At 46.1% G+C, this 14,750-nt stretch carries 9 protein-coding genes; 8 read left to right on the top strand and 1 reads right to left on the bottom strand.

From position 1 onward, the window contains the following. The first annotated feature begins 47 nt into the window (after window positions 1–47). The 3 genes from RQP52_RS11710 (at window position 48) to RQP52_RS11700 (ending at window position 6,131) form a co-directional block, all read left to right on the top strand. On the top strand, window positions 48–2,864 hold the full coding sequence (locus RQP52_RS11710; RefSeq protein ID WP_315951622.1) for an RCC1 domain-containing protein: 2,817 nt from the start codon (window positions 48–50) through the stop codon (window positions 2,862–2,864). Window positions 2,865–3,067: 203 nt separating this feature from the next. Beyond that, a complete protein-coding gene (locus tag RQP52_RS11705; protein WP_379172419.1) occupies window positions 3,068–4,201 on the top strand; it encodes a S1C family serine protease in 1,134 nt (377 codons plus the stop codon). A 16-nt stretch (window positions 4,202–4,217) separates the two neighbouring features. After that, window positions 4,218–6,131 (top strand): copper amine oxidase N-terminal domain-containing protein, encoded by a 1,914-nt coding sequence (locus RQP52_RS11700; protein WP_315951620.1) that lies wholly within the window; start codon window positions 4,218–4,220, stop codon window positions 6,129–6,131. A 59-nt stretch (window positions 6,132–6,190) separates the two neighbouring features. Here the strand turns inward: RQP52_RS11700 and RQP52_RS11695 are convergent, their stop codons facing one another. Next, entirely contained in the window at window positions 6,191–6,865 is a 675-nt protein-coding gene (locus RQP52_RS11695; RefSeq protein WP_315951619.1) for a hypothetical protein, read from the bottom strand. A gap of 177 nt (window positions 6,866–7,042) precedes the next feature. Between RQP52_RS11695 and RQP52_RS11690 the strand changes: the two genes are divergently transcribed. The 5 genes from RQP52_RS11690 to RQP52_RS11670 all read left to right on the top strand — a co-directional run bounded on the left by RQP52_RS11690 (window position 7,043) and on the right by RQP52_RS11670 (window position 14,705). Beyond that, on the top strand, window positions 7,043–7,582 hold the full coding sequence (locus tag RQP52_RS11690; RefSeq protein WP_315951618.1) for a GNAT family N-acetyltransferase: 540 nt from the start codon (window positions 7,043–7,045) through the stop codon (window positions 7,580–7,582). A 433-nt stretch (window positions 7,583–8,015) separates the two neighbouring features. Next, window positions 8,016–11,165, top strand: coding sequence for an alpha-mannosidase (locus tag RQP52_RS11685; RefSeq protein ID WP_315951616.1), 3,150 nt, complete (start codon window positions 8,016–8,018; stop codon window positions 11,163–11,165). A 209-nt stretch (window positions 11,166–11,374) separates the two neighbouring features. Continuing rightward, window positions 11,375–12,268: a carbohydrate ABC transporter permease gene (locus RQP52_RS11680; protein ID WP_315951615.1), complete on the top strand. Its 894-nt coding sequence runs from the start codon at window positions 11,375–11,377 to the stop codon at window positions 12,266–12,268. Window positions 12,269–12,284: 16 nt separating this feature from the next. Then, window positions 12,285–13,148 (top strand): carbohydrate ABC transporter permease, encoded by an 864-nt coding sequence (locus RQP52_RS11675; RefSeq protein WP_315951614.1) that lies wholly within the window; start codon window positions 12,285–12,287, stop codon window positions 13,146–13,148. Window positions 13,149–13,298: 150 nt separating this feature from the next. Beyond that, entirely contained in the window at window positions 13,299–14,705 is a 1,407-nt protein-coding gene (locus tag RQP52_RS11670) for an ABC transporter substrate-binding protein (RefSeq protein ID WP_315951612.1), read from the top strand. Window positions 14,706–14,750 lie beyond the last annotated feature (45 nt).

Genomic DNA, 14,750 nt, shown 5'->3' with positions numbered 1-14,750 from the left:
ATCTACGAAGATAGCTTTCTTGATGGAAAGCTTTAAGGAGAAGGAACATGAAAACAGTGAAACGTAACGTTACTTTCTGGCTGCTAGGTTTTCTGCTTTTTAGTTCCTTTACAGCTTTCTCGGTATTTCCCGGGAAAGTTTTTGGGGAAACTAACAGCCCTAGTGCCGCCACAGCAGACATAAACTCTGCCTCGATTCAGCAAATTCGGGGCGGGAAAGGTTTTACGGTAGTTTTGAAGAAAGACGGCACCGTTTGGACATGGGGAAATAACCTTCGCGGTAAGTTGGGGGGAGGACTGAGCAATCGTAATCAAGCGACACCAATCAGCGGATTATCGGGTATCACGGCAATTGCGGTTGGTTCGGCTCACTCCTTGGCACTCAAATCCGATGGTACCGTGTGGTCTTGGGGGGAGAACACATTTGGCCAGTTAGGCGACGGATCTACGATCGATCGGTCTGCACCTGTCCAGGTGGCTAATCTCACTCATGTTACAGCAATTTCCGCCGGTAATTTCCACTCGGTTGCCATCAAGGACGATGGTACTGCTTGGAGCTGGGGAGATAATACGTACGGTCAACTCGGAGACGGTACGAATACAACCCAAAATAAACCCGTTCAAGTCATCGGCAACATCGCATCCGTTAAAGCAATAGCGAGCGGTGCTTACCATACTTTAGCGCTTGATCAAGACGGCGTTGTATGGGCTTGGGGCGATAATTTCTTTGGCGAGCTTGGTTATGGCTTTGATCAGAACCGTTTGAGTACGCCGATTATGGCTACAAGCGCCAACTGGCATATTACTCAGATAGCTGCCGGATTCGACTACTCATTAGCTCTTAAAGATGACGGTACCGTGTTAACTTGGGGACTGATCGATTCGGACCCAAGCACGATGTATAGCGCTATTACGACGAATACGCAGGATGCGCATAAGTTCCCCGTACTTATTACCGGGTTGGATCATGTGACTCAAATCATGGCTGGAAGTTCGCATGCAGTGGCATTAAAAGATGATGGCAGCGTTTATACGTGGGGGAATAACACCTCTGGTCAATTAGGCGTAGGAACCGGATTTGATGGGAAAACATGGAGCCAGTCGTTTCCCAACCATGTCAATGATCTGCCCGAGACAGCCAGCTTAGGGGTAGGCTCCAATGACACTTTTGCGATCGATAAAGAGGGTAAGCTTTGGGCATGGGGGAACAACAGTTACAGCCAACTTGGCGACAATACCCTGAACAACCAAGCCGCTCCGGTTCAAACAAAAGTGAACGAATGGTTGAGTCCTCCCGTGCTTAAGCCCGGCGAAGGAACGGTTATCATAAAAGCACCTAAAAATCAGCCCCTTACGGCGAGCGAAAGTAACACATTTATTATCAAAAATAATCAACTGTACGGTTGGGGCAGTAATACGTTCGGTCAATTGGGAGACGGAACGCATACCTCCGCCATTGCTCCGAAAGCCTTGAGTTTGGATGGGATTGCTGCCATTGAAGGCGGTGATACGCACATGGTTGTCGTTAAGCAGGACGAGACCCTATGGACATGGGGGCAAAATTTCTTCGGTCAATTGGGCGATGGAACAACGACGCCAAGCACGGTGCCAGTTCAAGTAAGAGGCTTGAATGGTGTGGTAGCCGCGACAGCAGGAAGTAATCATACTTTGGCCTTGCTTAATAATGGTTCGGTTTGGAGTTTTGGCGACAATACCTATGGGCAATTAGGCCATGATACAACGGCAGCGTCGAATCAAATTATCCAACTATCCAACATTGTTGCTATCGCTTCAGGCGCCAATTTTAACTTAGCCCTTGAAAATACCGGTAAAATATGGGCATGGGGAGATAACACGAGTGGACAGCTAGGAGATGGGACGCTTGCCAGTAGGCAGCAGCCTGCACAGATTTATGATCTAGCTGGTGTTATTGCGATATCGGCCGGCAAGAACTTTGCGCTTGCTCTAAAGGATGACGGCACCGTCTGGGCTTGGGGCTACAATGCCTTCGGGCAGTTAGGCAACGGAACAACCGTTAATCAATCAAAGCCAGTTCAAGTGACGACATTGCCTTCCATGAAGTCCATACATGCAGGCTCTTATCACAGTCTAGCGATTGCAAATGACGGGAGTGTTTGGGCTTGGGGCCAAAACCTTTTTGGACAAATCGGCGATGGTACGAAGTCCAATCAGAATAAACCGGTACAAATCAAGGAGATTGCCAAAGCCGATGACGCTGCAGCAGGCGGGACTCATAGCGTAGTGAAAGGAACGGATGGCACCATTTGGACATGGGGCGGCAATTACACAGGCCAACTGGGCAGCAATTCCTTAGCCAATCGCAATCAGCCGGCGGTTGTTACTGGGCTAAACGCTTCGTTTAATGACCTGGAAGGTCACTGGGCGAAGGAAAACATCCTTCAAGCAGCGGAAAAAGGTATTGTAAATGGCTATAGCGACGGCAGTTTTCTTCCTGATCGTGTCATTACAAGAGGTGAATTTCTGAAGCTTGCCGTTACGGCTATGCATCTGCCTATTGCTTCAGAAAGTACAGGCGGAGCCTGGTATCAACCTTACGTCGACGCTGTACAAAAGGCGGGCATTCTGCAAGCGGGGGATCTGCAGCAAGGCTGGGATCTTCCGATTACCCGTCAGGAGATTGCAACAGTTGCCCTTCGTGTGATCACTCCGGATTTGCAAAAAGTAAATACCGTCATGGATCCGAGCTTTGTGATGAGCGAAGCTGTGAGCAAAGGAATTATACAAGGTTTAAGCGACGGAAGTTTGGCGCCGAATGAGGCAACGACACGAGCGCAAGCGGTTGTCGTCGTCGAGCGTGTCGGAAACATTTTGCAAGGCAAGTAATCCTAGACAGATAGCTAGATAGGAACATATAAAAAGGTACAGCTGGAACACGCAGAGTGAATCTTACTCTGGTGATCCAGCTGTATTTTTTTCATGCTGCACCAGAAAAATGGATAGAAAGATTTTCCACCTATCCTACTTTCCATATTTATGTATAATAGAAAGGGAACTATTTTCCATAAACTAGTTAAGGAGAGATTTATTTGAAAGTGCACACTCGCTATGTAATATACACTTTACTAGCACTCACGCTTTTGGGAGGAAATGGCCAAGTATTCGCAGCTCAACCCACCAGTGTTTCGCATTGGCAAACGAAGGAGCTGGACGGTGAGGTCTATGTGAAGGCATCCGACGTTGTCAAAACGCTTGGGGGAAGTGGAGATTACCGGGCTGAAGCGAATGATTTTAGCTATACTTCTACATCTCGTATAACGGAGGTAGTCAAGAAGGTATCTCCATCCATAGTCGGAATTATTGGCAAGCCGATGAGTGGGAGTCAAGCGTCGTCGGACAACCGTTTTAATTTGGCCCATGGCACCGGAATTATTGTTCAATCCGATGGGCTCATAGTAACCAATGCGCATGTAGTCGAAGACATGAAGCAGATTATCGTTGTAACCTCAGACGGTAAGCAATATGCGGGGAAAACGATTCATTTGGATGAAGAAAGCGATTTGGCGGTCGTTCAAATTGACGCCAAAGACCTGCCGGCAGCCACATTTGCCAAAAGCAGCACTGTTGAGGTCGGTGAACTTGTTGTTGCGATCGGTACGCCGATTACTTTTGCACTTCGCAACTCTGTAACCTATGGCGTGATTAGCGGGACAGACCGCTCTCTGCACTCAACGTATCGTTTGCTCCAAACTGATGCGGCTATTAATCCAGGCAATAGCGGTGGCGCATTAGTTAATTTGCAGGGTGAGGTTATCGGTATTAATTCGTTGAAGTTATCTGCGGCAGGTATCGATGGACTTGGATTCGCTATACCCTCAGACACCGTTCAATATATTTTGAATCAGTTTTTGAAATATGGCAAAGTCAAACGTCCTGCCCTTGGTCTGGAAGTAGAGGAGAGCTGGGCGGCTGTTGTCGGCCTTCCTACGGATGAGCCGCTTAAGGTTTCGCGCGTAGATCCAAATACGTCCGCTTCCGCTGCCGGCATTAAAGAAGGCGATGTCCTGTACTCTGTTAATAATTCAAATGTGAAAACACTGGTTGATCTAAATGAATTATTGAAACAATACTTACCCGGAGACAAGGTTACTTTGACCCTGCAGTCTAACGGAGACATTATCCAGAAAGATATTACTTTGCTGGATGCTACCCAAACCCAATAAACTCGGAAGGTGACAAATGATTAAATTACGCACTACATACCTGATTTTACTAGCATTTATACTCATAATGATTCAACCGCTCAGCGCTTTTGCGGATACAGAAACGAAAGATAAAGATCAATCGGTGCAGATTCAATTGAAGCTTGGTGAAGATCATATTACTATTAACGATCAATCCATTACCGTTGAAACCCCTTATGCGAACAATGGCGTGACGCTTGTTCCTCTGAGAGTCATTACATCGGCGTTCGGTGCAGCGTTAAGCTGGGCATCTGAAACACAGACGGTAGGACTCACCTATAATGGCACATCCATCTCGTTACAAATCGGCAGCACGACAGCCACAGTCAACGGGAAAGAAGAACAGATTGAAGTTGCGCCCGAGCTGAAAAATGGTACGACCATGGTACCTCTCCGCTTCATTTCGGAAAAGTTCGGAGCCAGCGTGAAGTTTGATGAAGCAACTTCAACGATTGCGATCTCGAGCACACGTGCAGCTGGCACGGATGCAGGAGGCATTGATTCAGATCTAGGAAAGACGCATATCGGCAACAGCTATTATGGCTGGTCGATGAAATATCCGACAGGTTTGGTGAAGAGTTATCAGAGCTTTAAGGAAGACTATGTTTCATTCAATGATGCAAATGGAGAGTACCACATTAACATTTCGGTGAAGTCCGATATGACCGAGAATATGTCGGAGGATGCTCTGCTGGACTTGCTGGTGGATCAAACGGATGGTGAACCGCTGCTAGAGAAAAAGTATGTTTCAAGCGGTGCACATCCATACGCGCTCCTTAAATCCAAGGATGATGGTGAACTCTTTGAGTATCGCGCTTATCAAAGCGGCGACAAAGTATATATCCTTATTTTCACGATTGTAAAGGAAGAAACGGATAAAGTTATAACGAAACATAATGCTTATCAGGATCTTTTAAACAGCTTTCAAATGTCATTCGATACAAGTGTTAAAACCTTGAAAGATCTATCGACAGTCAAAGATGGATTACGTATGTACACGGATGAAACGTACGGGATTTCCATCAAGATTCCAGCCGAATGGTCGAAATCCGGAAGCAACAGCGAAATGATTCAGTTCATTGATCCTAAGAAAAAAAGAAGTATTGGCTATAGAGTGACTTCCAAGTCGGACAGCGATACGCTGCAAAAATGGTCTGATCGTACTGCTCAAAATTATACGCAGTTGTACGCTTCAGCATATAGCAAATCGGAAGCTGCACGGAGTATCGTCGTTGATGGGAATCAGGCACTTGTGAGCCGAACGTCGAACACATTTGACAATCGCATCTGGGATTCGACGGAGAACGTGTATCTCATCAAAGGAAATTATAAATATTATATTGTGATTGATTTCAGTAATAAGGATGATCTTTCCGATAGCTTCATTCAATCCACGTTGCAATCGATTAAAATCGGTAAACCTTCCAGTTCGATCGGGACGATTAAAGACAGTTCGGAAAACTTGGATCGTTCGAAAACGAGTGTAGTGAAGAATAAGAATTATAACTATACAATTTCAATTCCTGATTACTGGAAGCTGAATGCAGCTAAAAGTAAAAATGGCATACTGGAATACACGTTTGGGATGGGGCATTTTCTTTTTCTAGCTGCTGATTCGGAGTTAGCTGGTTTAACCACCCAAGAAATTGTAAAGCAGTTTAAGGAAAATGCTCTCGTTCAGTACGGTGGCACTGATGTCAAAGAGACCGTCAACCGAACGGAAACCGTTGACGGTGTTCAAGCGGTGTGGATAGAATGGGAGGTAAAGGATCTTGTAACGACAATGAGCCTCCTTCAAAAGGACGGCAATTATTATCTGTTTACGGCCGTTTATCCGAAGGCAATCCAAACGGAGTTCTTGCAAAAACAATTGTTGGATACAATCAAATCATTCCAAACAACAAAATAAAGCACAAAAAAAGCCGGAGGCCATCTCCGGCTTTTTTTGTGCATCTTTTATACAGACAATTAAATATCGTCCGTCAAAACAAGCGTATCCCCGTTAACTGTTCCTTTCAGCTTCAGCAAGGAAAGATTAACGTAGACCGTACCGTCATAGGTAAAAGATCCCGTTCCTTTGGAATATTGACTCTTGGTGGCAAATAAGCCGACAAGCTGACCATTATAGCTAAGCTGCAGCATGGGCTCGCCCCAGCTAATTGTGTAAAAGCTGCTTAAGGTCGCAAGAGAGACATAACGCGCTCCGTCCACTTGGATGAGGCCAAAATCTCCCGTGCTTTTTTGGGACTTTTCATCCTCTAAACTGAGAATCACCGTTTTAATTGCTTGGTAGCCGCTGCTTAGGTCGCCGGGCACTTGCGGATCAGGTGTTGCGGACGGGGAAGGCGTCGGAGATGGCGTTGGCGTTGGGAGGGATGGCTGTACCTCTTTTTTCTTAAGCGAAATGCCGAGGTCGGCATCGAAAGAAACATCGTATCCGGTTGCTTCACCAAGAGCACGTACCGGCAAATAAGAAGTACCGTCCACAACGATAGCCGGAGTTGCCAATGTTTTGCCTTCAATTTGGAAGGGGAAAGCCCCCTGAATCGTTTTCCCTATTAAACTAGTAACTTCTTCTGCATGCGCAGAAAGTGTCGTAGCCAAGAGGAATCCGGCGATACCGCCGATGATATACTTTTTCAAATGATGCACCGCCTATTGGGTAGATTGTCTATGATTAATAATACGCTATGTTGTTTTTGTGCTGCAACTGTATGGCCTTTTGAAATTTACATAAAGTAAATGCAGAATTTATATAATCCCCGAACTCCTTTTATATACTTAAATTGTTTGAATATAGGGACTAGGTGGTAGAACAAAATGATCAGAAAACGCAACTTGCAAGAATGCCATTCTCTGTATAATTTATTAAATGATCCTGAGGTTTTTCCTTATGTCCGTTATAAATGCCAGTCGTATGAAGAATATTTATTCGTCACCAAGCAGTTAATTGTGGAAGAAGAGCAACAGACGTGTATTTCCAGAACGATTCTTAACGAGATCGGTCATCCCATTGGTACAATTGATTTATATAACATTGAGAGTAAAGCGGGCTTTTTGGCGACATGGATTGGAGCTCCTTATTTTGGCAAAGGTTATAATCAAAGGGCGAAGGAATCCTTTTTTACGGAGGTCTTCCTTGAACATAGGATTGAAACGGTATTTTTGAAAGTCAGGAAACAAAATATTCGCTCAAAAAAAGCCGTTGAAAAACTGCCGTATGCCAAGTTAGCCAATGATTTAAACCCGCATGTCTACGCGTCTATCAATCCTTATGAACAAATCTATGATTTGTATCAAGTGGAGCAGTCGGACTTTTTAGAAGCTAGTGAAGGTATGCAGCATGAGGTTGCTACATAACAGCAAATTTCAAAAGGTTTAGCGAGAGTTTTGCTAATGAGAGAACTGGAGTCCTCTATAATGGAAAAAATGGGTCTGTATCCTCTCTGAGGGGAACTACAGGCTCTTATTTGGCCTTCATGAGCCGCAGTTCGCGTCGAATTGGCAAAATAGCGGACTGTAGTTCCCCTCTACCTCTGAAACTGTGCGTTTCCCCAGAGATAGCGGACGCCAGTTCCCCCAAGGAAGAATCTTAGCCGGATTCCTGCTAGTTTCCAAGTTGAATCCACAGTTAGCGGCTATTCTTACAGAAAATGATTTTACCCCCTACGAATCATGAGATTACCTATCACCCAATCGCCTAAAAAAGCGTTAAAATAGACATATCCGTCCCATAGGGATATAGACTTATATAAAACGGTGACACGATCACAGGTTTGAAGGGAGTATGTCAATGTTTTGGACTGTTGAGAAATTGCATGCACGCATCCATGAACTGGAACCATTTCGCTACCGTGATGCTAGAGTTATCGATACTTTTCGAATGAAACACGATGCCGAAGGAGCGATTGGAGCTTACCCGACAGAAGACGGCGAGTGGGGGACTATTCAAAATGGAGATCGCTGGAAAGGGCGCGATGTCTACTACTGGTTAGCTGCAGACCCTGTTATCCCGGCCGAGTGGAAAGGAAAAAAGGTCATCGGCCGATTTAACTTAGGCCAAACGGGTGGAGGAACGAACAGCGGGTTTGAATCGCTGCTTTTTTTGAACGGGGAGCCGTATCAGGGCGTGGATTCGAATCATGAGGAAGTATTTTTCTCGGAAGAACTGATTGGTTCCACGATCCAGCTTCGCTTCCGTTTGTGGTCCGGGCTAGGCGGCTATCAAAGCCACCTTGAAATGGAGAGCAAGCTGGAGATGGCCGCATTGTGCTGGCTGGATGAAGCATGCGACGATCTGTTCTACACAGCCAAAGCTTTGTTGGAAACGATTCGCATCCTGGATGAAAATCGTCCGGAACGGCACCAGCTGCTGTCTATGCTGGATCAAGCTTTTCTGCTGCTCGATTGGTCAAGGCCAGGCAGCGAGGCTTTTTACAGTTCAGTAGCGAGCGCGCAGGAGCAGCTTCAAAATGCGTTGTCAGCGGTGCCCAAACTGCACTCGGTTGTGGTTCAATGCATCGGGCATACGCATATCGATGTCGCATGGCTCTGGCGTTTGAAACATACGCGGGAAAAAGCCGCGAGATCTTTTTCAACGGTGCTGCGATTAATGGAGCAGTACCCGGAGTACATTTTCTTGCAAACACAGCCGCAACTGTATGAATACATCAAGTCGGATTATCCGGAAATTTATGAACGCATCAAGGAACGTGTACAGGAAGGGCGCTGGGAAGCAGGCGGTGCGATGTGGCTGGAGGCGGATTGCAACTTGGCTTCCGGGGAGTCGCTTGTACGGCAGCTTCTGTATGGCACCCAATTCTTCCGTGACGAATTTGGTGTTGCCTGCAAATATTTGTGGTTGCCTGATGTATTTGGATACAGCTGGGCGCTGCCGCAGATTTTGCGAAAGGCCGGTATTGAATCTTTCATGACGACGAAAATCAGTTGGAATCAATACAATCGGATGCCTCATGACACTTTTATGTGGAGGGGGATTGATGGCACAGAAATTTTGACTCATTTCATTACTACGCCTGATCCTGGCTCCAGCGAAGGAGCCTTCTACTATACGTACAACGGAAAAGTAACGCCGTCCTCGGTACAAGGGATTTGGGACGCTTACCGTGATAAGTCGCTCAATTCGTCTTTACTGCTGGCTTATGGATACGGCGATGGCGGGGGCGGCGTAAACCGGGAAATGCTGGAGATGAGGCGCAGATTAGATCAAATACCTGGTATTCCCGAGGTGAAGACGGGACGCGCGGACACTTATTTCAACGAGCTGCAGCAACAAGTGTCGAATTCAAAATCCTATGTGCACACATGGGACGGCGAATTGTATTTGGAGCTGCATCGCGGCACCTATACAAGCCAAGCATATAACAAGCTTATGAATCGAAAGCTGGAGCTCTTGTATAGAGAAACGGAATGGATGCAGGTCATGAGCAGCATATTAAATGCCACCGCACATGTAGGGACTAGTGAAAGCTCGCTCCTTTTATATGAAGGTTGGAAGATTATTTTACGCAACCAGTTCCATGACATCATCCCGGGTTCGTCGATTCGAGAGGTCTACGAGGATAGCAGGATTGAATACAGTGAAGCTCATGCCATTGGCGAGAAGGTGTGGAATCAATCCGTTTCCTATCTAACAGACGGCAAGCAGGGGCGTGAAGTGGTGGTGTTCAACAGTTCGCCATGGGAGCAAACGGATATCGTATGCTTGCCCCAAGGAGAGTCTGCAGAAGACTGGTTGGATGCTCATCAACGTCCGCTTGAAGTGCAGAGGGCGGATGGGAAGATGTGGGTTAAGGTGGAGAACATTCCATCGATGGGTTACACGGTGATTCGTCAGGCCGATAGAGCGGATACGTATATGCAAAAAGTGAAAGAGAATCCATTCCAAAAGCTGGATCAGGGATTAATCACTCCTTTTTACGAAATTGAATGGGATGATCAGGGTCAGATTGAACGACTCTATGATCGCATAGAGAAGCGGGAAATCATTGCTGAGGGTCAGCGAGGCAACCGATTTGAGGTGTTTGAAGACAAGCCGAAAGGTCGGCACGAGGCGTGGGATATTGACATTTTTTATACTGAGAAAAAACAGGAAGTAACTTGTGTGACTCGGTTGGAAGTGACGGATACCGGAGCTTTGGCTGCTATCGTTCGATTCGAATGGTCCTACATGGATTCAACCGTTGTACAAGATATGGTGCTCTACGCGCATAGCCGCAGAATAGATTTCAAAACGCATGTTAATTGGAATGAGCAGCGAAAATTGTTGAAGGTAGCATTTCCTGTGCGCATCCGGGCGACGGAAGCGACCTATGACATTCAATTCGGCAATGTAAAGCGGCCTACGCATTGGAATACAAGCTGGGACTATGCACGGTTCGAGACGGTTGGCCATCAGTGGGCTGATTTGTCCGAACGGGGATATGGCGTCAGCCTCTTGAATGATTGCAAATACGGCTATGATATCAAAGATCATGTCATGAGACTCACGCTGATTAAGTCCGCAAAGGTTCCGGACCCTACAGCTGACATTGGTGAGCATCACTTCACGTATTCACTGCTTCCGCATGCCGGCGATTGGTATGAAGGTAAAACGATGCATTCCGCATGGTCACTTAACAATCCTTTGACATCTGCCTCCGGTGCGCCCGATCAAGCCTCGTTCAGCCTGTTCCAGCTTTCCTGCGATCATGTCATGATTGATGCAGTCAAACGAGCTGAGGACCAAAATGGAGTCATTCTTCGTGTACACGAGTTCGCAGGAATTAGCGGACAAGTGGACATAACGAGCGATGCACGGATAGCGTCTTGGCAGGAATGTAATCTGCTCGAACGCCTGGAAGGCGAGCAGCAGCATGACGCTCGAATAAGCGTTCAAATGAAGCCTTATGAGATCAAGACCTTTATAATCCATTTTAATTAGCTTTCATGTAAACGAGGCCGCGAATTTTTCGCGGTCTATTTGCGTTTGCCGTGCATCCACTGCGTATCTGCTGAGCGATTCCCAATTCCCTCCCCTTAAGAGGAAGACAGTTGATTTGTCGCACGGACATAGTTGGATTACCACTCCCGCCTTTCTGCGCGGTTGTAATATGCTTAATCTACTAATTAAGTCTAAGGAGTAGATCACATATGCGCAAAAGGAACTCCCTTTTCAATTCCTATGTTTTTATTTTTCCAAGTCTTTTTTTAACTTTGGCGTTAGGCATCTATCCGCTGATATGGGCGTTTCGCTATATGTTTTACGATTATCAGGGATATGGAGAAGAGAAATTTATCGGTATCGATAATTTTACAAGATTGCTGCGCGATACGGAATATTGGCATTCGGTATATAACACTATGATCTATGCGGGTGGCAAGCTGATTATCGTGCTGCCGCTTTCGCTGATCCTTGCCGTTATTTTAAATCGGGGGATCAAAGGGAAGGTACTCTTGCGTGCCGTGTATTTTATGCCGACGATTATAAGCACATCCGTCATGGCGATCGTATTTTTCACCATTTTTAATTCGTATAACGGACTGCTCAATCAATTTTTGCTAAAATATGGCCTGATCTCCAAAGCGATTGATTGGCTGGGCCCGGATTATGCCATGATCACGGTTATTATTATGGCCATATGGGGGGCGATCGGTAACTATATGCTCCTTTTCATTGCCGGATTGCAAGGGATTCCAGATGATTTATACGAAAGTGCTTCCATCGATGGAGCAAATGTGGTTCAAAAGTTTTGGTACATTACCATTCCGATGCTCGGACCTGTCTTGCAGATGATCGTTATGCTTGCCATTATCAACTCCTTGAAAGGGTATGAAAGCATTATGGTCATGACCGAGGGAGGACCTTTCGGCAAAACCGATGTCATGTATCTATATGTGTACAAGCTATTTTTCCCAGTCTCGGCTGTTTCTCCGACCGTCCAACAAATTGGCTACGGCAGCGCCGCCGGTTTCGTAACAGCCCTGATCGTCGGGTTGATTACCATTGTTTATTTCGCGATGTCCAAACGATTGAATCAGGATTAACATGGGAGGGTATACAATGACTACTAGCACGAAATCTGGCGGTTACCTCGGCGGCCGCATTATCTGGCACAGTATCAAATGGATTTTTTTGATCGCAGTTGCTTTTTTCACGATATTCCCTATTATTATGGCGATGTTGGGCTCTGTAAAAACGAATGCTGAATTGACGACCGGTGCCACCTTATTGCCGACCGTCTGGAAGTTCTCCAACTATGCTACAGCCTGGAAACAGGCCAATTTCGCTCAGTTTACGTGGAATAGCCTTTTTATCAGCGTAATTGTGACGATTGGCACGCTGCTCGTTGCAACCATGTCCGCTTATGCCGTGGATAGAACGAGGTTCCCAGGCAAAAAGCTGTACGTAGCTCTGCAAGCGAGCACGATGTTTATCTCCATTGGCGCCGTCGTCTTGATGCCGCAGTTCAATCTCATGGTTAAACTTGGTTTAAACAAATCCCTTTGGGGCGTCATTATCATTCTGATCAGTTCCCATGCGGTGATTTACTTCATGTTGATCGGCTTCTTTAAGGCCATTCCGAAGGATTTGGATGAAGCGGCTTACATCGACGGCTGCAATTTCTTTACCGTGTATTGGCGAATTATTCTCCCGCTCTTGAGCCCTGCACTAGGCGTTACTGCCTTGTTCACGTTCCGCGGCGCTTGGAATGAATATATCTTGCCGTTGGTCTTCACGATGACGAATCCGAAACTGCAAACACTGACGGTTGGGCTTGCTAATTTACGCTACGGCATTGGCGCCGCAGCCGAGGCACATCTGATGATGGCTGGTGCCTGTTTATCTTTCCTACCTATTTTGGTCGTATATATATTGGCAAATAAGTCATTTATTCAGGTGACGGCAGGAAGTGTAAAAGGATAAGGGTTACAGGAACATACAAAAGAGTTATTTTCCCCCACCTGGAAAGTTGATTTGTCCTTCACGGTCAAAACGGATATAGCGTTATTATGAAAACAGTTACATGAGGCATGGTTCAGACATTTGTAAGAGAGAAACGGGAGGGTTAACAACATGAGTAAAAAAGTAGTAATGAGCACGTTGCTTGGCGTTACACTGGTAGCTTCACTTGCAGCATGCGGTGGACAAACCGGTCAGCCTACGAATAACAGTGCCGGCGCAAGTAGCGCACCTGGAGCAAGCGGGCAGAAGACGAAACTTGCCTACTGGACGATTGACCGTCATGATGCTGACTATATGAAGGAAGTTATCAAAAAGTTCAATGAAACCAACAAGGACAACATTGAAGTTGAGATGACGGTGATGGCGGATAACTTTAACCAGTCTGTCGATATTGCTTTTGCAAGCAAACAAGCACCTGATATTTTTCGGACCAACGATTTTCCCGGCTTTGTGAAGAAAGGTTACCTATTGCCCCTGAACGATATGATGACAGACGATATGAAGAAACGATATAATAATCTACTTGTTGAAGGTAGCAATATGGTCGATGGAAAAATTTATTCGCTTCCGAACACAGGGCAATATTGGAGATTAATCTATAACGTAGATCTATTCAAAAAAGCCGGCATTACGGAACCGCCAAAAACCATTCAGGAAATGGTGGAAGATGCTAAGAAAATTACGGAAGCCGGCAAAGATATCGGAGCTTACGGTTTTGCGGAAAACTTCAAAAACCCAAGTTCTGCCTTCTCACGGATTGCCAACCCTATCGGATCCTTCAGCGGAACGTCTGTGTTGGACGGCTATAATTACAAAACAGGTCAGTACGATTTTGCTGCTTATAAGCCTATTGTTGAGGCGCTTCGCCAAATGAAGCAAGACGGCAGTATGCTGCCTGGTGTTGAATCGCTTGATATTGATCCGCTACGTGCCCAATTCGCGGCAGGAAAAATCGGCATGTATTTTAACCACTCGGGTGAACCTGCCGTATATCAAAGCCAATTCCCGACCCAAATTAACTGGAGCGCGGCGCTGCCCCCAACGATTGACGGGAAACAGCAAGGAACTGTAGCCGTTGCCAATACGGGGAATTATATTGGAATCAACAAAGACACTCCAAACAAAGATAAAGCATGGAAATTCATGGAGTACATCTATAATCTGGACTTCCAAAAGGAATACCACGAAAAAGGTCTTGGAATCTCGATTGTACCGGATGTGAATGCCACTGCGAAAAAGCCGGCTATGCCAGGTATTGAAGGTTTCTTGCCTACGAAGTTCGACGCATTATATGCAACGACTCCGACTAGCGTAGCAGAAACCAAGGTGGAAGGAACAAAATTAGGGAACGTCATCATTAAATACATGCTTGAAGGCGGAGATTTGGACAAGCTTCTGAGCGATTTGAACACTCGCTATAATGCGGCATTGGACAAAGCGCGTGCCGCGGGAGAAACGAAGATGAAGGCGGATCCGGATTTTGATCCGGGCAAACTGCAGGGTAGTCTTGCCAAATAGGCGCAAAGTTTAATGGTTACAATAGGTAAGGGGCGCGCGGCCTAA

This window comes from Paenibacillus violae, from assembly GCF_032461945.1.
GTDB lineage: Bacteria > Bacillota > Bacilli > Paenibacillales > NBRC-103111 > Paenibacillus_E > Paenibacillus_E violae.
Note: the sequence above shows the minus strand (reverse complement) of the source record. Positions and strands in the feature narration are given on the sequence as shown.

Bases quoted from the DNA above. Each gene is read 5' to 3' on its own strand.
- RQP52_RS11685 (WP_315951616.1), top strand. From the start codon at position 8,016: ATGTTTTGGACTGTTGAGAAATTGCATGCACGCATCCATGAACTGGAA.
- RQP52_RS11710 (WP_315951622.1), top strand. From the start codon at position 48: ATGAAAACAGTGAAACGTAACGTTACTTTCTGGCTGCTAGGTTTTCTG.
- RQP52_RS11690 (WP_315951618.1), top strand. From the start codon at position 7,043: ATGATCAGAAAACGCAACTTGCAAGAATGCCATTCTCTGTATAATTTA.
- RQP52_RS11680 (WP_315951615.1), top strand. From the start codon at position 11,375: ATGCGCAAAAGGAACTCCCTTTTCAATTCCTATGTTTTTATTTTTCCA.
- RQP52_RS11700 (WP_315951620.1), top strand. From the start codon at position 4,218: ATGATTAAATTACGCACTACATACCTGATTTTACTAGCATTTATACTC.
- RQP52_RS11675 (WP_315951614.1), top strand. From the start codon at position 12,285: ATGACTACTAGCACGAAATCTGGCGGTTACCTCGGCGGCCGCATTATC.
- RQP52_RS11670 (WP_315951612.1), top strand. From the start codon at position 13,299: ATGAGTAAAAAAGTAGTAATGAGCACGTTGCTTGGCGTTACACTGGTA.